Source organism: Mucilaginibacter sp. OK283 (genome assembly GCF_900110415.1).
Lineage (GTDB): Bacteria > Bacteroidota > Bacteroidia > Sphingobacteriales > Sphingobacteriaceae > Mucilaginibacter.
This window is the reverse complement of record NZ_FODR01000015.1, coordinates 75,989-96,175: the sequence shown is the minus strand read 5'-3', so window position 1 is coordinate 96,175 and position 20,187 is coordinate 75,989. Positions and strand designations below refer to the sequence as shown.

The 20,187-nt window shown below is 43.0% G+C and carries 21 protein-coding genes and 1 tRNA gene; 12 read left to right on the top strand and 10 right to left on the bottom strand.

Going from position 1 to position 20,187, the window contains the following annotated elements; translation table 11 throughout:
* Nucleotides 1–34 precede the first annotated feature (34 nt).
* The 6 genes from BMX56_RS26350 (at nt 35) to BMX56_RS26325 (ending at nt 7,904) form a co-directional block, all read left to right on the top strand.
* Nucleotides 35–889, top strand: a complete 855-nt coding sequence (locus BMX56_RS26350; RefSeq protein WP_090652702.1) for a DUF4843 domain-containing protein — start codon at nt 35–37, stop codon at nt 887–889.
* Nucleotides 890–899: 10 nt separating this feature from the next.
* Nucleotides 900–2,333 carry a PKD-like family lipoprotein gene (locus tag BMX56_RS26345; protein ID WP_090652701.1) on the top strand — a complete coding sequence of 478 codons (1,434 nt, stop codon included), beginning with the start codon at nt 900–902 and terminating at the stop codon, nt 2,331–2,333.
* A 104-nt stretch (nt 2,334–2,437) separates the two neighbouring features.
* A complete protein-coding gene (locus BMX56_RS26340; RefSeq protein ID WP_090652759.1) occupies nt 2,438–3,577 on the top strand; it encodes a TlpA disulfide reductase family protein in 1,140 nt (379 codons plus the stop codon).
* Between the two features lie 7 nt (nt 3,578–3,584).
* Nucleotides 3,585–5,462, top strand: coding sequence for a protein-disulfide reductase DsbD domain-containing protein (locus tag BMX56_RS26335; RefSeq protein WP_090652700.1), 1,878 nt, complete (start codon nt 3,585–3,587; stop codon nt 5,460–5,462).
* Nucleotides 5,459–6,022, top strand: coding sequence for a TlpA family protein disulfide reductase (locus tag BMX56_RS26330; protein ID WP_255369926.1), 564 nt, complete (start codon nt 5,459–5,461; stop codon nt 6,020–6,022). Before BMX56_RS26335 ends, BMX56_RS26330 begins: the two co-directional genes overlap by 4 nt.
* 151 nt (nt 6,023–6,173) lie before the next feature.
* A complete protein-coding gene (locus BMX56_RS26325) occupies nt 6,174–7,904 on the top strand; it encodes a trypsin-like peptidase domain-containing protein (protein ID WP_090652698.1) in 1,731 nt (576 codons plus the stop codon).
* 191 nt (nt 7,905–8,095) lie between these two features.
* Here the strand turns inward: BMX56_RS26325 and BMX56_RS26320 are convergent, their stop codons facing one another.
* Nucleotides 8,096–8,470, bottom strand: coding sequence for an ABC transporter permease (locus tag BMX56_RS26320; RefSeq protein ID WP_177183926.1), 375 nt, complete (start codon nt 8,468–8,470; stop codon nt 8,096–8,098).
* A 570-nt stretch (nt 8,471–9,040) separates the two neighbouring features.
* On the opposite strand from BMX56_RS26320, the gene BMX56_RS30715 reads away from it, so the two are divergent.
* Together BMX56_RS30715 and BMX56_RS26310 are read left to right on the top strand one after the other, a co-directional pair.
* Complete coding sequence (locus BMX56_RS30715) at nt 9,041–9,148, top strand: helix-turn-helix domain-containing protein (RefSeq protein ID WP_218152493.1); 108 nt, start codon at nt 9,041–9,043, stop codon at nt 9,146–9,148.
* A gap of 31 nt (nt 9,149–9,179) precedes the next feature.
* Nucleotides 9,180–9,461: a hypothetical protein gene (locus BMX56_RS26310; RefSeq protein ID WP_143065536.1), complete on the top strand. Its 282-nt coding sequence runs from the start codon at nt 9,180–9,182 to the stop codon at nt 9,459–9,461.
* Nucleotides 9,462–9,723: 262 nt separating this feature from the next.
* On the opposite strand, the gene BMX56_RS26305 is transcribed toward BMX56_RS26310, so the two are convergent.
* The 8 genes from BMX56_RS26305 to BMX56_RS26275 all read right to left on the bottom strand — a co-directional run bounded on the left by BMX56_RS26305 (nt 9,724) and on the right by BMX56_RS26275 (nt 14,862).
* Nucleotides 9,724–10,104: a site-specific integrase gene (locus BMX56_RS26305; protein WP_090652695.1), complete on the bottom strand. Its 381-nt coding sequence runs from the start codon at nt 10,102–10,104 to the stop codon at nt 9,724–9,726.
* A gap of 15 nt (nt 10,105–10,119) precedes the next feature.
* On the bottom strand, nt 10,120–10,764 hold the full coding sequence (locus BMX56_RS26300) for a phage integrase SAM-like domain and Arm DNA-binding domain-containing protein (RefSeq protein WP_090652694.1): 645 nt from the start codon (nt 10,762–10,764) through the stop codon (nt 10,120–10,122).
* 190 nt (nt 10,765–10,954) lie between these two features.
* Nucleotides 10,955–11,041, bottom strand: a tRNA-Ser gene (locus tag BMX56_RS30290).
* A 98-nt stretch (nt 11,042–11,139) separates the two neighbouring features.
* Nucleotides 11,140–12,120 carry a YihY/virulence factor BrkB family protein gene (locus BMX56_RS26295; protein ID WP_090652693.1) on the bottom strand — a complete coding sequence of 327 codons (981 nt, stop codon included), beginning with the start codon at nt 12,118–12,120 and terminating at the stop codon, nt 11,140–11,142.
* A gap of 10 nt (nt 12,121–12,130) precedes the next feature.
* On the bottom strand, nt 12,131–12,538 hold the full coding sequence (locus tag BMX56_RS26290; RefSeq protein ID WP_090652692.1) for an acyl-CoA thioesterase: 408 nt from the start codon (nt 12,536–12,538) through the stop codon (nt 12,131–12,133).
* Nucleotides 12,538–13,590, bottom strand: coding sequence for an endolytic transglycosylase MltG (gene mltG / locus BMX56_RS26285; protein ID WP_090652691.1), 1,053 nt, complete (start codon nt 13,588–13,590; stop codon nt 12,538–12,540). Before mltG ends, BMX56_RS26290 begins: the two co-directional genes overlap by 1 nt.
* A gap of 191 nt (nt 13,591–13,781) precedes the next feature.
* Nucleotides 13,782–14,090 carry a rhodanese-like domain-containing protein gene (locus BMX56_RS26280; RefSeq protein WP_090652690.1) on the bottom strand — a complete coding sequence of 103 codons (309 nt, stop codon included), beginning with the start codon at nt 14,088–14,090 and terminating at the stop codon, nt 13,782–13,784.
* Nucleotides 14,071–14,862 carry a PASTA domain-containing protein gene (locus BMX56_RS26275; protein ID WP_090652689.1) on the bottom strand — a complete coding sequence of 264 codons (792 nt, stop codon included), beginning with the start codon at nt 14,860–14,862 and terminating at the stop codon, nt 14,071–14,073. Before BMX56_RS26275 ends, BMX56_RS26280 begins: the two co-directional genes overlap by 20 nt.
* A 230-nt stretch (nt 14,863–15,092) precedes the next feature.
* On the opposite strand from BMX56_RS26275, the gene BMX56_RS26270 reads away from it, so the two are divergent.
* The 3 genes from BMX56_RS26270 to BMX56_RS26260 all read left to right on the top strand — a co-directional run bounded on the left by BMX56_RS26270 (nt 15,093) and on the right by BMX56_RS26260 (nt 18,020).
* Complete coding sequence (locus BMX56_RS26270; RefSeq protein WP_090652688.1) at nt 15,093–16,070, top strand: D-alanine--D-alanine ligase; 978 nt, start codon at nt 15,093–15,095, stop codon at nt 16,068–16,070.
* 202 nt (nt 16,071–16,272) lie between these two features.
* Complete coding sequence (locus BMX56_RS26265) at nt 16,273–16,908, top strand: ABC transporter ATP-binding protein (RefSeq protein ID WP_090652687.1); 636 nt, start codon at nt 16,273–16,275, stop codon at nt 16,906–16,908.
* On the top strand, nt 16,908–18,020 hold the full coding sequence (locus tag BMX56_RS26260; protein ID WP_090652686.1) for a hypothetical protein: 1,113 nt from the start codon (nt 16,908–16,910) through the stop codon (nt 18,018–18,020). Before BMX56_RS26265 ends, BMX56_RS26260 begins: the two co-directional genes overlap by 1 nt.
* Here BMX56_RS26260 and prmC read toward each other — a convergent pair.
* Complete coding sequence (gene prmC / locus BMX56_RS26255) at nt 18,007–18,987, bottom strand: peptide chain release factor N(5)-glutamine methyltransferase (RefSeq protein WP_090652685.1); 981 nt, start codon at nt 18,985–18,987, stop codon at nt 18,007–18,009. The genes BMX56_RS26260 and prmC overlap by 14 nt on opposite strands.
* A gap of 33 nt (nt 18,988–19,020) precedes the next feature.
* Here prmC and ribD point away from each other — a divergent pair, with 33 nt between their 5' ends.
* Nucleotides 19,021–20,076, top strand: a complete 1,056-nt coding sequence (gene ribD / locus BMX56_RS26250; RefSeq protein WP_090652684.1) for a bifunctional diaminohydroxyphosphoribosylaminopyrimidine deaminase/5-amino-6-(5-phosphoribosylamino)uracil reductase RibD — start codon at nt 19,021–19,023, stop codon at nt 20,074–20,076.
* The last annotated feature ends 111 nt before the right edge of the window (nt 20,077–20,187 follow it).

Genomic DNA, 20,187 nt, shown 5'->3' with positions numbered 1-20,187 from the left:
TAAACAACACATAATATTGAAAACGATATAGATTATGAAAAGAAATATATTTTACGTTTTATTTGCTGCCACCATTCTTTTTGGATGCAAAAAGGATGCTAAGCTGGTTTATAACTCAAAGGACAACATTTATTTGAATTATAAGGACAAAGATGGCAATCAGGATACCTCGGCATTAACTTACTCATTTGCTTACAATCCTACCTTATCTAAAGATACCGTTTGGGTTCCCGTTATTATCTCGGGTTTAAGGGTTAACCACAATCGGCAGTTTGTGCTAAGCGTTGTAGATTCTAATACTACAGCCAGGGTTGGCGTTCATTACGAAGCATTGAAGCCTTTTTACGTTATGCCTGCCGATTCGGGTACCACACGCGTGCCGGTAATTATAAAGAATACCGACCCGGCGCTGGCCAGCAGTTCGGTAAACCTGGCTTTGCGCGTATCGGGCGGTACCGATTTTAATTCGTCGCTGCCTTTGGCGCTCCGGTCAAAATCTGTTTATTACTCGGCACGTTTAGAACAACCGGGCTGGTGGATATACTGGCAAGGCCAGCTGGGCGATTACAGCAGGGTTAAGCACCAGCTTTTCCTGATCTCATCGGGTACGGTTGATTTGGTTGATATGTCTAAGCCGAACGCTTTTCTGCAAATTCCGAGAACGCTTTATTACATTGATAACACCCGCACATTTATAAATGATCCGTTTGCATGGGTTGCCCGCCATGCCGAAAAAGGTTATGTATTAACCAAAAGGACCGATGGCAGCAAGGACTATGATTTTTACAGTTCTTCATCGCCCGATAAAAAATTCTACTTAAAGTATTATGCACAGGTTGATAAGTATTTTTTTGTAGACGAAAACAGTAAACAGATCACTATTAACTAAATAAACGATCATGAAATTTAAAATAATATATGTACTGGCGTTAGTGGCGGCTGTTTATACATCCTGTAAAAAGGACCTGGGCAACTATAATTATTCGCCGCCATCTGAACCGGTTGTTACCGGCCTGGCCAATAAAACGTTTGCCGCCTTACTGGGCGATACCTTAACCATTAAGCCCACAGTAACGCTTGCCGGTGCCGATCCTTTAAAAGACCTGGATTTTGAATGGCATATTACTGTGCAGGAATTGTTAACCGAAGTAAGTTACAAAGGCTACCCGCTAAAAACGGTTTACAACCTTGGCCCGGGCGATAGGGCTTGTAAGCTTACTATTACCGATAAAAGAAACGGGCTGTTTTATAACTACGACTTTAAAATAACAGGAACCACTCAGTTTTCGGCCGGCAGTATTGTGCTAAGTAATGATAACGGCGCAACTAAGGTATCATTTGTTAAGCCCGATAAAACAGTGCTGGCCGATATTTACCAGGCGCTTAATAAACAAACATTGCCTGCAACGCCTGTTCAGCTTTATTACTCAAAGCCGCTACCTTATCAGCCCAATACCAAAGAAGAGTATTGGATACTTTGTAACGAGCCAGGCAAAAGCGGGGTAGTGGTTGATGCCAGCACATTATTGCGTAAAACAGATTTTTCGGCACAGTTTTTTACACCGCCTGCATCAATAACCACCGGCTACCTTGAACCATTTTTAGGGCCCGTACAAATGGGTACTGTGCCTACGGGGGTTATTAATGGTAAGTTGTATGTAGGTGTATCATCTACAGCGCCCTTTGCCGATGATTACGGAAAGTTTGCCAATGAGCAGGCCGGCAATTATAATATGTCAAAATATTTTTATCATGGCAGCTCTTATTTCCTGGGTTATGATGTTACTTCAAAATCCTTTATCTCATTCGGCGGTGATGGCACTTACGCCGGCAAAAATTATAAAATTGATACGCTGAACAAGGGCTTCGATCCTACAAATGTTGGCCTGGATAACTTAATTTTTATGAAGGCAGCAGAAGCGGGCTCATCTTATGCGTTCTTTAAGACGGGTACCACCGTAACCGAGCTGAATTTTGCCTATCCCATGGGTAACGACAGAACCTTTAAAGGTTTAGGTAAAAGACCTTTCAAAGGTGCATCATTAGTTAACGACAATACCATATGGGTGGCCAACCGCATAAATGTGTTTTACTTTTCATCAAACGATAAAATTTATCGTTACAATCCCATTAATGAGGACCTGAGGGTGCTGGATGCCAATTTGGGAGGGAAGACAGTATCTATGATGAAGATAAGCCTGGATGATAACACGTTGACGGTTGGTGCAAGCGGCACTGTTTACACTCTTGATATAAGCACTTCCAAAATGGGTAACATCGTTAACACCATAACAGGTATTCCTGGTGCGCCTGTTGATATTGTTATTAAATAAAGCAATTCGATTTTATTATGGAAAATGTACCTCAAAATATAAAATACCTTATCCTGCCAATGGCCGCCGGAATTTCAATTTCAATTAAAGCCAACTATACAACTATGAAAATCAAATTATTAACAATTGCCATGTTGTTGCCGGCTATGGCAATGGCGCAAAAATCAAATTTTAGTGTAAGCGGCCAGATAGGCAAACTGGACAAACCCGCCAAAGTTTATCTCGACTACATGGATAATGGCGTTAGTCACGAAGATTCGTGCGTGGTTGCTAATGGCAGTTTTAAGTTCACGGGCATTGTTAGCGGTATTGTTACGTCGCGCATGTCTCTTGATCATACTGGCCAGGGGAAACCTCATGCTATTTACGCGCCGGGGGCCGATGTGGTTTACATCTACTTCGGCAAAGAGAACATGGTATTCTCCTCTGCCGATTCGTTGGTAAATGCTAAAGTAACCGGTTCAAAGGTTTATGACGAATTTGAGGCATACAACCAGCAAATAGGAGGTACCATTATGGCGCTTACCAAAGCAGTTAACGCCGAGTTTTCGGCGGCAAGCCCGGAGCAGCAAAAGGATACTGCTTTTGTAAAGGCTGTAGATGCCAGGTATCGCCGCAATATTGCTAAAAGGGAGCAAAAGCAGTTTGAGTTTGCCAAAAATAATCCCAATTCCTATTTCGGTTTGGTGGCACTGTCCGAGTCGGCAGGTACACATGTAGATGTGAAAAAGGTTGGGCCGGTTTTTAATGCCTTGAATGTCGATTTGCGTAATACCGACATAGGCAAAGAACTGCAGCAGCGCATAGAAGCGGCCGGTATTACCGGCATTGGAGTACAGGCACCTGCTTTTACACAGAATAATGTGGAGGGCAAACCTGTTTCACTGGCCGATCTGAACGGGAAATATGTACTGGTTGAATTTTGGGCAAGCTGGTGCTCGCCGTGTCGGGCCGGTAACCCCAACCTGGTTAAACAATACCAGCTTTATAAAGATAAAGGGTTTGAAATTATTTCGGTATCGCTTGATAACGTAAAAGAAAAATGGATTGACGCGATTAAAAAAGATGGATTGCCATGGATTCACGTATCCGACTTAAAGGGCTGGAACAATGCCGTAGGCAGGTTGTACGGCGTCAGGGCGGTGCCACAAAGCTTTTTGTTGGACAAAGATGGAAAAATAATAGGCAATACCCTGCGCGACGAAACGCTGAACGCCAAACTGGCCGAAATATTTAAAAATTAAATACGCGATGAAAAAGATCTTGTTGATCCCTTTATTGCTGCTGCTTATCCAGGGAATTTCTTATGCAAAGAATGGCAAATCAGGGTTAGATAAAATGTCGCTCAGCGTTTTATACGTTGGTTACGACCCTGCTAAAGCTAAGCCAGAGCACATTAATTACTACAGCACCTCGGCAGCGGCTATTAACGAGGCCTGGAAAACCCGCATGGCCGATTTTAAAGCCTTTTTGCTAATACGTTTTAGCAAAGTTGAGGTAGTAGATGTAAGGGACTACAATGCAGCGATGTCTGACAAGGTTGATGTTACTATTATGGATGCCGGGCCGGTAAAACTACCGGTCGGATTCAATCGCCCAATGATATTGATGCACGAGATGGCTCCAAATGTGGGCATGCCTATCGGCCTGAAGTTTGATTGGTATTGCCAGTGCCTGGAAGACGATGCATTGAACATAAAAACAAGTCATCCGATATTTAATACGCCCGTTAGGGTTAAACTTACATTAGTAACCAGGTCTACGCCGGGATCTTTTTACAACGGTTTCCAGGGCGCTAAAACACCAAAAGAAATGCCAATGTGGAAAGTGGTCAAAGATGATCCAACATCTAAGGATAAATACATTATCGGGATGGTTGCTCATGGCGAAGGTTTTAACGATTCGCCGGATGCCGAATCGATCTCTGGTGGTGTTTGCCTTAAAAATGCCGAAGCGGTTGCTTTGGGTAGGCATGGTAATTACTTTATGTGGGGTTTTTCGGCATCGCCCAATCACATGACCGACGAGGCTAAGGACGTGTTTGTAAACGCCGTATGCTATATCAAAAAGTTTGACCATCAGCCGCCCATCATGAAAAAGGTGCAGATTGAGAACCGGGAATGGGTTGATGAAATGCTTTACCGAACCGATAAAGATTTATATAACAAGGCTTTGATAGCCCGAAAAGAAGGCAACGCCCGCCTGCTTAAAATGCAGGAGGAGTTGAGAAGCCGGAAAGCCAAAGGAGAGGATATTGGACGGGGTAACGAAGGTCTGCTGCACATGCCGGTAACCAATGATGTAGAAAGCTTTGCCGATTACTTAAAGGATTGGACAGGAAGTGACATGGTAGCTAAATTTGATACCAACACCAATGCTTACCACAGGTACTACCGGGATAATTTGGAATACTTTTATCCGGCCGATCCATACTCGTTGCAGGTGGATGCCGATGCACAAAAACTGGGTATTTCCAACCGTAAAGTTGAACTGCTCGAAAAATGCATTCAATTATGGGAAAAAGGCCAGGACACTGCACTTGCGAAAAGAGTTTTAGAGCGGTACACTACAGCGAAGTTTGCAACCGCTGCCGAATGGAAAACATGGCTAACCAAAAACAAGCCAAACCTTTACTATACCGAGTCTGGCGGTTTTAAATTTATGGTGAATACTTACAAAACTGCAACTACGGCCATTAAACCAACTAATTCAACAAATGTTAAGCTGGTAAATGTAGCCGTGCCTACCCTGGCCGATCCGGTTGTTATAAGTGCGCAAATTGTAGCCGGCGATGTAGGTAAAAAAAATGTGGAAATTGATGCTGCCATATTAAAAGGATGGCACATTTACGCTTATGTGCCACAGGACAGCCCCTTTATTGTAACACAGCCAAGTATTGAATTGCCCGAAGGCGTTAAAAGCAGCGAATGGCAAAGCTCAGCGGGGACTCCGTTGATAGGTGGCGAGGGCATGTTTGTTTGGGAAAATAAGGCCAGCTTTAAAACAGCCGTTGATGCATCGGCATTAAAACCGGGTATGGTTATTAGGTGTAGTTTGTTTTATCAGGTTTGCGACAACAATAAATGTTTTCCGCCCAAAAAGAAAATTGTTGTAGTAACAGTGATATGAGTAAAAAGACGTTTAATGCCAAGGTTCTTAAAAATTGTTTGTTATTGCTTTGCCTGCTTGCCTTAGCAACAAAAGCTCAGGCAGCAATTACCGGAAGTGCAGATACCGTTATCAAACAAAATGACAACTTGGCAATTGGGAAGCCACTGCCTAACTTGAGTCTGCAAACTGCCGATGGGGCAACCGTAAACCTGGCCACATTAAAAGGTAAAGTAGTACTTGTTGATTTTTGGGCGTCGTGGTGTATGCCATGCCGGGCATCAATTCCACGCCTGAAGACACTTTATCAGCTATACGGTGCTAAGGGTTTTGATATTTTAAGTGTATCTATCGATCAGAATAATAAAGCCTGGAAAACGGCAATGCTTAAAGAAGCAATGCCCTGGCTGCAGGCTATTGATAAATACGAAAACGGAAAAGATGCGTCGGTGTTGATGAATGTATTGGGGATTCAATCGGTGCCGTTTGTTATAATTTTAGGTAAGGATGGAAGAGTGATGTTGATAAACCCGGATGGTACGCAGATAGAAACTGCATTGACAAAGCAGTTTAACCCGTAAAAAGCGATAATAAGTATTAATAAACCTGGAGCGTACAGCATGCCGGATTTAAAGAAACCTTTAGGCAGAATGATCAGTTTAATTTAGTTAGTTACCCGGAAGCCGGCTTGTTACCGGCTTCCTTTTTTTCAACCTCGTTTTTAAGCTTTCTATGTATAAGTACAAGTTTTTATCTGTAATACTTTTACAGCTTTTAGCAATAACTATAAATGTAAAGGCTCAGCAACCTCGTATAGGCAAGGATGTTGGTAACAGTAAGGCCTTATCGGCGTACATTTCAGGTGCAGTTGCTAAAAGCTATGATGCGTCGGTACTAATGTGGGAGATTGATGCCGAGTCGGGCAACCGGATGAGCGCGCAGTTTAGCGGTGTGGTAGTAAGTAACGGCGGGGAAATTTTGAGTGCGGCGCATGTGGTAACACCCGGCAAAACATATAAAGTAATGTTTCCTGATGGAAAGGAATGCACTGCGCGTGGGTTAGGCCGTATATCAATACCACCCACGTTTATGCTTCCTGATGCGGCCATGCTAAAAATTCTTGATAAGGGTCCCTGGCCTTTTGCGGTGTTGGGATGGTCATCGTCATTAACTGTTGGTCAGCCTTGTATCAGTATTGCCTATCCCGAAAGCCTGGAACAGCGCCGGCCTAATGTCAGATTTGGGCATATCAGTGTTTTAAAAAACAAACACGGATTTGTACAGTCTACCTGTATCATGGAGCCCGGTGATTCCGGCGGCCCGTTGTTTGACTTACTTGGGCGTGTTATTGGCATACACAGCGGTATTGAAGTGCCTGAAGATATTAATTATGAAATACCTGTTGATACGTACCGCAAATATTGGAACGCTTTAAGCAGGGCCGAAAATTATACCTCATTGCCTGCAGATACCGATGCTTTTACAGGCGATGCACAAACGATGTCCATAGCTGTTATTCCTTCAGTTAATAGCCTCAGTGCTATCTTTAATAAAGCCGCTATTGAGGCAAAGTTAAGCTGCGTTAAAATAAAAAGCCTTGTTGATGGAAAACAGCAATTAATTTTGGGCACTGCATTTTTATTAGATGGCAATGCGATAAAGAAGCAATTTTCCGGGAAAACAGTTTTGCTGAGCAAAAGCTCGATGGTTGGAGAGGATCCCACAATTGTATTGGCCAATGGCCAAATGATCGGCGCCACAATAATCGCCAGAAACCGGGCCAATGATCTGGCGTTGCTGCTGCCGGCCAAAAATATAGGTAAGGGAATCAAATACAGTTTATTGAAGGCTGATAGCATAACTTTCAATGATCTGGGCAGGTTATTGATAGCGCCAAGACCAGACTCGTCCGGCAGGGTCTGCGTTTTGGGAAGTATGCTAATAAAGCTCCCTAAAATAACCAGTTATGGATATATAGGAGCCGTTACCAATATTAAGGCTGATGACCTTGTTTTTACCTATATTCAACCAAATAGCGCAGCCGAAGCCGCCGGTTTAAAAATTGACGATCAGGTATTAACTGTTGACGGGCATACGGCCGACGATCCGCTTGATTTTATCAAAGCCCTACAAAAATACCGCGCCGGCGATACCACTGTAGTTGGTATTATGAGAAATGGCAAAAAGTATATTAAAGCAGTGGTTTTAAAGTATCCGCCCCAAAAGGTGTTCAATCATCCGGCCGAACAGTTTGCAGGCGGTAAAAGCCTCAGAAGAGACGGATTTGATCGCGTATTTATTAACGATGCCCCAATGAAACCATATGAATGCGGCGGCCCGCTATTTGATGACCGGGGATACTTTAGGGGTATCAATATTGCCAGACTGAGCCGGACCAGCACTGTAACAATTCCGGCGGTTACTATCAAGCAGTTTTTGCATGCCTGTACAGGAATAAGGTGAAATCGAAAAAAAAGTAAATAAATACTCATTCCACTTCCATCCATTAACAGGACGATCTGTCTGTTGAATTTATTTGAGCCGTATTTATAGTCACTATGCAAACTTTTTATCGGGTTAGCCATCGATGATCTGAATGTTTGTACTGGTATGGGTAAGCCGGGTTATATTTTTCAAATATCTTCGCGATCTTGTCAATAGCGGTATATATATGCTATATGCGCGTTTTTCGCAAGCCGGTACGTCACCACATAGTCGAAGGGGTTATGCCCGAAAACGGCGGGCTCCACTGGCCTGTAAGGCGAATCCATCAGCGCATCTCTTACCACACCAATGATCTTTACCTGTGTTTTATTGAAATTGATGGTTATTGCTTGGTTAACACGGTATTTTAGATCGATACGCCTAACCATCGCTTCATTTACGATTACATGCAGCGTTTCGCTTTTCCTGACGCCTCTGAAATTGTTCCCTGCAGCGAAGGTCATTTCCAACGTCTTAAAATAGTCGTCAGAAACCCATATCGCGCCGATGTTTACATTTTTGTCACCCGCATTTTGCCTGGTCATTTCTCCAGCGAAAAATGATTGTACAACTGTGTCGCTGACTTCGGGGGGCGAAAACAAAGTAGAGGGCTGGGCAATTTATATACATCCTGATTTTTTAAATGCAACCGGCAGAGGTCGTAAGCTATTCGAGTACTCTTTCTTCGGTTATGACGCCAATGAGTGCCTGCATATTTCAGACGCTGAAAAGAATGTCCTGGAAGATTGTTTGCGCAACGTCGGCAAAGAGATCGGAAACAACCTCGATAAACATTCGCATAATTTGATCTTGACAAACCTTGAATTGCTTTTATCTTACTGTTCGAGGTTTTATGACCGGCAGTTCTTGACAAGGGTAAAAGCAGGAAATGATCTCGTTGAAAAATTTGAAAGACTTTTAAATGATCATTTTGCCCAGGACTCGCTGATCGAAACAGGTGTTCCGGATGTAAAGTATTTTGCCTCGCACTTAAATTTATCAGCCAATTACCTTTCCGACCTGTTAAGTAAATACACCGGCAAGTCGACACAGGAGCACATCCATTTGAAATTAATTGATAAAGCAAAGCCTTACTACGGAGTACAGAAAGGTCGATCAGCGAAATCGCTTATGAACTCGGCTTCGAGCACCCCTCTCACTTCTCAAAGATTTTTAAAAACAAGGTCGGTCAGCCTCCGAAAGAATTCAGAAACCTGAATTGAGGACGACAACGACGGCTATAAAATAAAAGCTATGAAAACATTAAATATTTCTTATCAGACAAAAGCAATTTGCTTGATGATATTGTTCCTGTCATTCCTGTTTTCTATCCCGGTAAGAGCGCAGGATAAAACGCACGTTCGGAATGTGGCACTGGTTTACGGTGCTTTTGCAGACGGGCCAGGCTGGCAGCAGGTTTATGAGTTACTTACTAAAAAAGCTAAAAATCTACATCTCAAAATATTGCAAAAGCAGGGGGTGTTTTGGCGGCCAGGCAAAATAAAGTCCCCTAAGCGCTCGCCGCCGGGGACTTAAACCTAAACCTTATCACAATGCAGGCGGGTGCCTGCTTGAGATGTAATAATATTAAATTATCATGAATTATTGATGAACGATTTTTGATGGCTTAAAAAAAATACTAAACACTTGATCGTCAAAAGCTTGTATTTTATGGGGCATATTCGCATCGTGTCTGATAGCCCGAAGCGCATTTCGACGACCGTATTTTAATTTTTTATAAAAGATGGTAAGCCTGGTAAAGTCAGCATAACCAAGTGCAACACCAGCTATGTTTTCGTCAAAAGACTGACATTGGGGTTAACAGGTCCGCGATCTCTTTTAAATAGGCATTCATTTTTTGATTACTTAACACAGGTAACAAACGTCCTTTGTTGACGCATTGTGGGTGATGTTCGTATCGCTTCATGATCTCCAGGGCGATGGGTAACAAGGGAATCCTCGATGGGGTATCGGTCTTTTGTCTGGCCGTGTAAACCCATTGTTCACCATCTATACCAATGCTGATCTCGGATCGGTTCAGTTTCTTTACGTCCGCGTAGGCAAGGCCCGTAAAACAACTGAACAGAAATATATCTCTCACCTGGCTTACCCTGTCGCTTACGAAAAGCTTCTCTTTTACAGCCTGCAATTCCTGCTTGATGACATAGGCGGGGATCACCTCGATTAATTTTGATTAGTGACCTGCATAGGGGGCTTTGTCAATCCAACTGTTGTTCAAACAGATCTTAATGATCTTTCTGAAATTCTTCAGGTATTTAACTGTCGTATTGTTGCGGCATTTCTTTTCAGACCGGAGATAGAATTCATAGGTAGCGATAAAATTGTGATCGATCTTTTTTACATCGATATCCGGTACGCCATAATGCCACCGCATAAATTCAATAGTATGCTTTAAGCTGGTTTTATACCGCTCCAATGTACTTTTGGCATAGTCCTGACCGACCAGGGCCGCTACGTGGCGGTTGTGCTCTTCAAAAATGGGAACGAGCATCTTTTGTTCTGCGGATTCAAAGGTCCCCAGTAAGACAGCTTTTAGCGCCTGTACCGTTACCTGCTTTTTGGATTCGATTAATTCCCGGCAGGCATTGTAGGCATTTTGCTCAAAAGAACTTAAGTATTGCTTGAATGCCCGGGCTTCTTCATTCGTGCCCGTCATCTTCTGGGCTGCGGCATTCCAGCGGGCGGGACTGATATACCGCCGTGTCGTGAATTCAATTCGGGTCCCGTCAATCGTTAAACGCAAATAGATCGGCGCTGTTCCATTTGCCATAATTTTGCTCTTCTTAAGTGCAAAATTCACACATAAAGTACTGATCATAATCTGATTACTAATTCATTAAATAATATTTCAATGTTTAGCGAGACCTGTAAGTTACGAGCCGGTAATAGGTCTCGCAATAGGCCCCGATCAGAATAGATTCTTATGGTTCAATTCGGTATGGAAAAAACAAAAAAGGCCTTAAATTTTACATTTAAGGCCTTTTTGAACTCATTTGGAATATTGTTTGCGGAGAGCTAGGGATTCGAACCCCAGGAACCTTTAACAGTTCAACAGTTTTCAAGACTGCCGCAATCGACCACTCTGCCAGCTCTCCGGGGACAAAAGTACAAATCCGGAGCGGATTGACAAGTATCGAAATGATTTTTTTTCATTTTCTTAACATTTGTGGCTAAGTTTTTGATAGACAGATAATTAATTTTTAAAATGGTCGGCTTTTTTCTGCCTGAAGCTGTTGAAACGTGGTTTTACCACCCTTAAACTGCGTTTTGAAAGCTCAACCGACGCGTTTAATTCAAACCCGATGAGCAAAATCAGCGAGTTTATGTACATCCAAAGCATCACTACAATTAGTGTTCCGATTGATCCGTATACTTTGTTGTATGATGAGAAATTGTTGATATAATAGGAAAAACCAAGCGACGTAAGCACAGCCAGCCCAGTAGCCAGTACCGAGCCCGGATTTACAAAGTTCCAACGTTTTGTATGGGCAGGGCCGTATCTGTACAACCAGGCTATGCTGATAAAAATAATAATAACAATCATGATCCACCGGAACAACATGATAGGGTAGATCCAGAAATGACTTTCTTTATTAACGTGCAGCTGAATCCAGTGAATAACGGCCTGGCCGGCGATCATAATAGCTATCGAAATAAAAAGTGCCATACTAATGGCTATCGTGATTCCGGTAGCAACCAACCGCCGTTTGAGCCAGCTTCGCCGGTCGGTAATTAGCGATGCTTTGTTGAAGGCCTTCATCAGGTTAATTACGCCATTGGTAGCAAAGTACATGGTTGATAAAAAACCAAACGAAAGCAACTTGCCGTTTTCATTCTTGATAATGTCGATAAGCGTCCCCCTGAAGGCTAAATAAGCGTTTGTGGGCATTACTGACGCCAAAACGGTTAGTAGTGTCCCCTGGAAGTGTTTTATGGGTATATAAGGGATCAGCGTAAACAAAAAGATTGTGGCAGGGAATACGGCCAGCATAAAACTATAGGCCAGCGCGTATGCGCGGTTAGTTAATGAGGTTTTAGTGATCTCCTTGATAAAAAAATCAATCACAGTATACAACGGCAGCGGACGAAAACCTGGCAAAATGATATATTTTGTCCACTCTATAATATACTGATAAAAACTAAAGCGCAGCAAAAAGTGGTGAAGCCATCTCATCTAACCAAATTTACTCAAAAAAAGGCAATAATTTATCTATAAAATCCTGTGGCGGCAGGCACGGACGGTTTGTTTTCATATTAATGAAAACCAGTAAGGTTTCGCCGGTATTAATCAGATCGCCTTTTTCATTACTTAGGTCATACCGGAAATGGATACGGATACCGGGCATTTTATCCATAATCACTTTTACGCTTATTTCCTCATCATACAAAGCCGGTTTCAGGTACTTGCATTTAAGCTCCAGCACAGGCATCATAATGCCCGACTGTTCCATACCGCTATAAGTTAATCCAAGGCTGCGCAGCATTTCTACGCGGCCAACTTCATAAAACTCGGCATAATTACCGTAGTACATATAGCCCATCTGGTCGGTTTCGCCGTACCGCACCCGTATTTTGGTGGTATGCTCAAACATTACCTTTTAATGTTGCGTTCGTTAAGCGCTTTTTGAAAAGCATGGGCATTCACTAAATGGTCGGCAACGTTGTTTGCAAAGGCGTGATATCCCGAAAAATCGGCTTTGGCGCACATGTATATGTAATCGTTGTTTTGATGATCGAGCACAGCGTTTACTGCATTTACCGAAGGCATCATGATAGGGCCGGGAGGCAAACCTGTATGCAGGTAGGTGTTGTAAGGCGAATTGTATGACAGGTACCTGTTTAATACCCGCTTGATGGTAAAATCATTTAAAGCGAAGATCACGGTAGGGTCTGCTTCCAGTTTCATGCCTTTTTTAAGGCGGTTAAGGTATAAACCTGCAATGGCCGGCATTTCGTCGTCATGCAACGCCTCAGCGTCAACTACCGAGGCCAAAACAGATACTTCCTGTTGCGACAGGTTAAGGGCAGCGGCCTTCTGCTTACGCTCTGGTGTCCAGAATTTTTCGTAGTTGGCATACATCTTTTTAAAGAATTTATCGGGCGATGTGTTCCAGTACATTTGGTAGGAGTTGGGCATAAACATGGTGTACACATTATCGGTAGTAAAACCATACTTGGCCACATATGCCGATGAATCAAGCAAGTTGATGATGGATGCCGAATCTGGCTCGATTTTTTTGGAAACAAAACCGGCAAATTGCTCTTTCTGCCGTAAACCATGAAACTCCAGTTGTACAGGCTCCTGTGTGCCGGATGCCAGCATATTAATGAGCTTGCGGTTGCTCATACCTTCGTGCAGGTGATACCTGCCCGGCTTAACCCGGTGTGTATAGTTCATATTTACAGCCGCCCAGTTAAAGGTAACGGTATCTTTAACCATACCTTCATTTTGTACTGTTTTTATTACGTCGGCATAGGTTGCGCCGGTATGTATGTATAAATACTCCTGTTTGGCAGTTACATTGGGGCCAAAATACTTATAGTAATAGTTTACACCAACACCTGCCAGTATGATGACAATCACAATTACAAATGCGATAATGAATTTTTTTAATGGTCCTGATTTTGACTTTTTCTCAGTCATGATAAATTAGCTATAAATGGTAATTATTTAGTTTTTATCACACTAATTGCACTAATGTTGTCTAATTAAATTTAAATGAATTAGAAAATTAAGGTGATAATTAATTTGATTTTTATGAGGCAGATGACAACCCGTTAGCTCTGTGTTTTTTCATTAATTTAATTCGTGCAATTCGCTTTAATTAGTTCCAATTAGTGTCTGATTTTTTGAATGGCAATCAACCCACCGGTTAAGTTTTTAACGTTTTGATAACCGCTTTGCAGTAATAGTGTTTGAGCTGTTTCGCTGCGTAAGCCAACTTTGCAGATAACGATTAATTCATCGGTTTTGTTGTAACCCAGGTTATTTAGCTTGTCAGCAAGGGTACTCAGCGGGATATTAACTCCGCCTATATTAAAGGTTTGATATTCAATAGCCTCGCGTACATCTATCAAATGGAGTTGTTCGCCCCGGGTTATCCTGGCAAGCAGTTCGGCTGCATTAATTTGTTGGGGCTGCATTTGTTTTTGCACCTTGTGAAACAGTAATATTCATGCGTGTACCTATGCTGGTTTTACTCAGCGAGTCGGTTCTCATGGGGTATTGCGCGGTTACAACTACATTGGTCGAGTCGGTTATGGAACCCTGGTATGTTATTGTGCCCATTGTTAATCCGGCGCCTTTAATGGCAAAACGTGCCGCATCCAAATCAAGATTAATCAGCTCGGGAATGGCTACCTCGCTTGCTCCTGCGCCATCACCTAAAACAAGGTCCACTTTTGATCCTTTAGGCAGTTTGGCCCCCGTTTTAATAACAACCCCTCCAAAACGCACTTCGAGTATACGGTCGCGGGCAATATCCGAACGGTATGTGGTATCGCCAATTTTTAAGCCATAGTTAGATAGGGTAGCGGTAGCTTCACGGTAGCTGGCCTGTTCCAGATCGGGTAGGGCCACGGGGGGCGCCTGTAATGTAACCATGGTTAAATAAATTACGCGGCCTTCTTTTACGTTGGTTCCGGCATCGGGATCCTGTTCTACAATGGTGCCCGGCTCAACATCCTCAACATAAACCGAATCTATTTTATAGCCAAAGCCCTGCTCTTTTAATAATGCCATAGCGCGATCAATTTTCTCGCCTTTCAGCTTTGGTACAGGTATCCCGGATCCATGATTAGTATAATATCCCAGGCTGTAAAAGGCAATTAAAACAACTACAATTACGGTAACAATTGCACCTAAAAGGTTATAACGGAAAGATTTTGTTTTTAAATAAAGACCAAATTTGCTCATTGGTATGCGTAGGGATAATTACAGTCAAATAAGTATCAAACATAGTGATAATTTTGGATTTGAGAGTCGGAAAGTCAGAAAAGTCCGAAAGTCGGGAAGCCGGAGTTTGTTGCAACGATGCGCATTTTAGTCGTTGACAAAGACTAATTAAATTACAGACGCATCATATAATTATTAAATTTGAGCCTTACTTCCGGACTTTACCGACTTCCGGACTTTCTGACTCAAATATGAAGAATATAGCCCTTTTGGCCGGTGGTTTTACCGGTGAGTATGAAGTATCTGTAAACAGCGCCAAAAATATTGCCGCCAGCCTTGATGCCTCAAAATATAAAGTTTATACCATTTATGTAAACCGCGACAGGTGGATTCATGATGCCGCCCATGGTGTTGTTGATGTTGATAAAAACGATTTCAGCATTACCCTGGATGGCGAAAAAATCAAATTCGATTTTGCTTTTATCACCATACACGGCACTCCCGGCGAAGACGGCAAAATACAAGGGTACCTGGATATGCTGGGCATACCTTATAACACCTGTGATGCCACAACATCGGCTATTACCATGAACAAGGCTTACACTAAAACCATAGTGAATGGGATACATGGCCTGCATACCGCCCATTCTATGCGCCTGTTTGAAAAGGATATGCATGATGTGGCTATTATAGCGGCTACGCTTAAATTTCCGTTGTTCATCAAACCCAATAATGGTGGCAGCAGCGTAGGCATGAGCAAGGTTTATAATGTTGCCGGCTTGCCCGATGCTTTAAGAAAGGCCTTCCATGAAGATGAACAGATCCTGGTAGAGGAATTTATAAAAGGCCGGGAGTTTAGCATTGGCATAGCCCGGCTGAATGGTAAAATCACCGTGCTGCCTGCAACAGAGATATTGACCACTAAAGATTTTTTTGATTACGAAGCCAAATACACATCTGGCGTAACCAAAGAGGTAACCCCGGCTGATTTGCCGGCCGCACAGGTTGAACTGATAGCCGATATTGTAACTGAAGTTTATATCCGCCTCAATTGCAAAGGCATGGTACGGGTTGATTTTATTTTGCTGGAAGGCAGTAACGATTTTTATTTTATTGAGATTAATACAACGCCAGGCCAATCTGCTAATAGCCTTATACCGCAACAGGTTAGGGCTGCGGGTATGGATCTGGGCGAATTTTACGGTACATTGATAGAAGGAGCGATATAGGAATTTTGCATTTATCAGAATTAATCCCTTGTTTTCGGTACCATATATAACCAGCAAACTGTGTGTACCGGTACGGGATGACACACCCTGGCACGGGCTGAAACATCCTGAAACACCCTGGCACAGGGTGGTACACTTTGACTGATTACAAAATTGAAGTATCTCCGTGTAACATTGCATTTCTTTTACTATCAAACCAACAATGCTGCAATTCATAAAATTTAAAAAACTCTACGGTGGTTTCCCGGCGCTTAAAATAGACGAACTTACCATCAGTCCGGGAGTTTACTGGATAAAGGGAGTTAACGGTTCGGGTAAAAGTACGCTGCTAAAGTCTATCGCCGGTATTTTATCTTTTGATGGTGATATTTTGTTGGATAACGCTATCAGCATAAAAAAACAACCTGTGGCTTACCGCAAACTGGTGAACTTTGCCGAAGCTGAACCCGTGTTCCCCGAATTTTTGACTGGTAAGGAGATGATTGCCCTTTTTGCGCAGGCCAAGGACGCCCCGGAAGGGCAGGAGCAACATTATATAGATACCATGCAGATGCAAAGCTACGTTGGCCAGCCTTTGGGGACTTACTCCAGCGGGATGCTTAAAAAATTGTCGCTGGTGTTGGCGTTCCTGGGCAATCCTAAATTGATCCTGTTAGATGAGCCGCTTATTACCATTGATACCGGATCTTTAAAAATCTTAAACAGCTGGATTGCCGAGCGGCATCTTCAGCAAGGTACCAGCTTCCTGCTTTCATCGCACCAAACGCTTGAGCTTGAGGAGTTGCCTGCAGCGGGCGAACTACTGGTTGAAGGGCAAACCTTAAAGTCAATAGCGTAATGAAGCAGCCGTTAAGCAATGTGTTGGTAAAAGTATTTGCATTTGGTTTTTACCAGGTGCACGCGCCTGTGTTGCTTTTTGTTTTTTTTATATTGGTTGGCTGTGTGCCCGGCAATATGCTCATTAGCTACCATGAATCGTTAATGGTGGCCATGTGCAGCAGCCCGGTAATGTTGGCGATAGTTATTGGCGGCTGGCTGTTATACGTTTTTAAAAGCTGGCACTATGTATCGGTGCAATTACTGGCGCCCGAAAAGCAGTTTTTATTTTACAGCAGCAATGCGCTAAGCCGCAAGCATCAATTAAAAAGCTGGGGCTATACACAAGCCATTATTTTAAGCCCGGTTATCATTTACGCTGTAATGGCTGTTTGCGTAGGTGTAGTGCATCATTACTATCTGCTGCCTGCCGCGATGGTTTTGTTTTTAGTGGCCATGGTTTGGTGGAGCGCACTAATATATACACGGATATTAAACCGGCTGGTTGACGGCAGCAGCCAATCCTTTTTGTTAAAGCTGAGCAACAAATGGCGCAAGCCATACATTAGCCTGTACATCTATCATGTTTTTGATAAGCTTAAAGTGCAATACTTTGTTACCAAAGCATTGTCGTGGTTAATTATAACCGGTGTTTTTTATTTATTTGCCGATGTGAAGAATGATTTGCGGCTGGCCGGGATAGCCATCCTGGCTGTAATAACTGCCCATGTGGTTTTGATATTTGAGGCGCATAGGTTTGAAGAAACGAGGCTAAGTTTTTCGCGTAACCTGCCCTATAGCAGGTTCAGGCTGTTCCTGAATTTTGCGGGTGTTTATTTCTTTATGCTAATACCCGAAAGCGTTTGGCTGTTTAGCCGGTTTAGCCCTTTAATGGCTGTGGAATTATTATTGGCAGGGTTAAGTACAGCCATGCTTTTCCATTGCCTGCTTTATTGGTTCGGCTTAAACATGGATAAATATATTCAATGGATACTGGCCTTATTTATTGTGTTGTTTTGGGTAATTATGTTTCACCTGCTTTGGGTGTTGATACCGCTTAACCTGGGTGTGGCTTACCTGTTTTTTTACCGTAATTACTACAATTACCAGGGCATTGTAGTTAAGGATAAGTAACATGCCATCTGCAACCAATCATCCTGTCGCGGCCGCTCATGTCTTGTCGTAGCTCAATATCGGTAAAATGTTTGTCGCGTAATAATTCAACAGTTTCTTTACCTAAACTCTCATTAATCTCAAAAAATAAATATCCCCCGACGGTTAAGTTACCCGAAGCAAAATCTGCAATAGCCCTGTAAAACAACAGCGGATCGTCCTCAGGGACAAACAACGCAGTATGGGGCTCAAAATCGGTTACGTTGGTGTGCATTTGTTTTTTGTCGTCCAGCGTTACATAGGGCGGGTTACTGACGATGATTTGGTGAGTTGTGAGTAGTGGTGAGTGGTGAGTAGTGAGTGGTGAGTGGTGAGTGGTTGCTGCGTCTAAAATATCAGCCTGGATAAATTGCACTTGAACATCATTTAAGTCAGCATTTTCTTTTGCGGTCTGCAACGCACCTTCGGATATATCAATTGCCGAGACCTGTGCCTGTGGTAAATTCTTTTTCAGGCTAATGGCAATGCACCCGCTCCCCGTGCCAATATCCAATATACTGCCTGCAAACTGCCCATTGCCAATCGCCGACTGGGACCTGCCATCTGCCCACTGCCCACTGCCCACTGCCCACTGAGAACTGCCCACTGCCAACCGCCCGCTGCAAACTGCCAATATCCACTCTACCAGTTCTTCTGTTTCGGGGCGGGGGATAAGTACGCTGGTATTTACTTTAAACGGTAGTCCATAAAATTCGGTAACACCTAAAATATATTGAATAGGCTTGCCCGTTATCAGCTCGGCAACAATATTCGTTAGTTTTTGGGCTTGTTCCTCATTTAGCTCCCGTTCCGGAAATGCTTTAACAGATGCTTTTGTCAGGTTGGTTACCTGGCTGATAGTTAATAAAGTAAGCGACTCTACCTCGTTAGCGTCATATACTTTGTTCAGCTGTTTGTAATCTTCAAAAACATCCTTTATGGTAATCATGCAACAAAGTAACATAAAAGCTACTTTTGCAGCATGGTTCAACATGAAATTTTTATGCAGCGTTGCCTTGAACTTGCCCAGCTTGGAGCAGGGCAGGTGAGCCCGAACCCGATGGTAGGCGCGGTAGTTGTTCATGAAGGCAAAATAATAGGCGAGGGCTATCACCAGAGATATGGCCAGGCCCATGCCGAAGTGAACGCAATTGCGCAGGTAATGGCTAAATTTGATAACGCGGCCCAACTGTTAAAGCAATCAACCATATATGTTTCATTAGAGCCCTGTGCACATTATGGTAAAACACCACCCTGTGCCGATTTGATTATTGAACATCAAATTCCCCTGGTAATTGTTGGCACCCGCGACCCTTTTGCCCAGGTTGATGGTAAAGGAATTGAAAAACTTAAAGCTGCCGGTATTGAAGTGATAACCGGGGTGCTGGAAAAAGAATGCCAGTGGCTTAACCGCAGGTTTTTTACCAAAGTACAAAAGCACCGGCCATACATTATATTGAAATGGGCGCAAACCAATGATGGTTTTTTTGCGCCTGCTGATGGCAGCCAGTTTTGGATAACGGGCACCCAGGCGCGCAAGCTGGTACATAAATGGCGCAGCGAGGAGGATGCTATTTTGATTGGGAAAAATACCGTTGCCATTGATAACCCGCAATTAAACGTAAGGTACTGGGAAGGAAGATCGCCAAAACGGGTGGTGATAGATAGGAGGCTGGAACTTAGTAAAGAGGCCAATGTATTTGATCAATCTGTTGAAACACTGATTTTTAATGAAATAGAATTTAATTCCGACGGAAAAAACAAGTATATTGCATTAGAGGATTTTGACCGCTATGTGCCTCAATACATTTTGTACCAATTATATTTACAAGACATTCAATCGGTGATCATTGAAGGAGGTGCGCATACCCTGCAGGTGTTTATTGATGCCGGGCTTTGGGATGAGGCCCGCATTTTTACCGGCAAAACTGTTTTATCAAAAGGCATAAAATCACCACAAATAACAGGTATACTTGCCGCCGAATCATTTATTGAAGACGACCGTTTACAAATAATTTATAATAGAATCAAGAATTAAGAGTCAAGAATCAAGACAGGAGAAATATGGGACAGCGAAAAAATAAGCTTGTAATTTGCACCTGATGCTTTCGCCTGAAGCCAGAAAAATCTTAATTCTTGACTCTTGATT

What these genes read in the sequence shown, in the direction of transcription:
- prmC (WP_090652685.1), bottom strand. Translation starts at nt 18,987, where the DNA reads ATGATTACCATAAAGGATGTTTTTGAAGATTACAAACAGCTGAACAAA.
- ribD (WP_090652684.1), top strand. Translation starts at nt 19,021, where the DNA reads ATGGTTCAACATGAAATTTTTATGCAGCGTTGCCTTGAACTTGCCCAG.
- BMX56_RS26290 (WP_090652692.1), bottom strand. Translation starts at nt 12,538, where the DNA reads ATGTTTGAGCATACCACCAAAATACGGGTGCGGTACGGCGAAACCGAC.
- BMX56_RS26300 (WP_090652694.1), bottom strand. Translation starts at nt 10,764, where the DNA reads ATGATCAGTACTTTATGTGTGAATTTTGCACTTAAGAAGAGCAAAATT.
- BMX56_RS26295 (WP_090652693.1), bottom strand. Translation starts at nt 12,120, where the DNA reads ATGAGATGGCTTCACCACTTTTTGCTGCGCTTTAGTTTTTATCAGTAT.
- BMX56_RS26340 (WP_090652759.1), top strand. Translation starts at nt 2,438, where the DNA reads ATGAAAATCAAATTATTAACAATTGCCATGTTGTTGCCGGCTATGGCA.
- BMX56_RS26280 (WP_090652690.1), bottom strand. Translation starts at nt 14,090, where the DNA reads ATGCAGCCCCAACAAATTAATGCAGCCGAACTGCTTGCCAGGATAACC.
- BMX56_RS26320 (WP_177183926.1), bottom strand. Translation starts at nt 8,470, where the DNA reads ATGACCAGGCAAAATGCGGGTGACAAAAATGTAAACATCGGCGCGATA.
- BMX56_RS26275 (WP_090652689.1), bottom strand. Translation starts at nt 14,862, where the DNA reads ATGAGCAAATTTGGTCTTTATTTAAAAACAAAATCTTTCCGTTATAAC.
- BMX56_RS26260 (WP_090652686.1), top strand. Translation starts at nt 16,908, where the DNA reads ATGAAGCAGCCGTTAAGCAATGTGTTGGTAAAAGTATTTGCATTTGGT.
- BMX56_RS26335 (WP_090652700.1), top strand. Translation starts at nt 3,585, where the DNA reads ATGAAAAAGATCTTGTTGATCCCTTTATTGCTGCTGCTTATCCAGGGA.
- BMX56_RS26265 (WP_090652687.1), top strand. Translation starts at nt 16,273, where the DNA reads ATGCTGCAATTCATAAAATTTAAAAAACTCTACGGTGGTTTCCCGGCG.
- BMX56_RS26270 (WP_090652688.1), top strand. Translation starts at nt 15,093, where the DNA reads ATGAAGAATATAGCCCTTTTGGCCGGTGGTTTTACCGGTGAGTATGAA.
- BMX56_RS26350 (WP_090652702.1), top strand. Translation starts at nt 35, where the DNA reads ATGAAAAGAAATATATTTTACGTTTTATTTGCTGCCACCATTCTTTTT.
- BMX56_RS26345 (WP_090652701.1), top strand. Translation starts at nt 900, where the DNA reads ATGAAATTTAAAATAATATATGTACTGGCGTTAGTGGCGGCTGTTTAT.
- BMX56_RS26330 (WP_255369926.1), top strand. Translation starts at nt 5,459, where the DNA reads ATGAGTAAAAAGACGTTTAATGCCAAGGTTCTTAAAAATTGTTTGTTA.
- BMX56_RS26310 (WP_143065536.1), top strand. Translation starts at nt 9,180, where the DNA reads ATGAAAACATTAAATATTTCTTATCAGACAAAAGCAATTTGCTTGATG.
- BMX56_RS26325 (WP_090652698.1), top strand. Translation starts at nt 6,174, where the DNA reads ATGTATAAGTACAAGTTTTTATCTGTAATACTTTTACAGCTTTTAGCA.
- mltG (WP_090652691.1), bottom strand. Translation starts at nt 13,590, where the DNA reads ATGACTGAGAAAAAGTCAAAATCAGGACCATTAAAAAAATTCATTATC.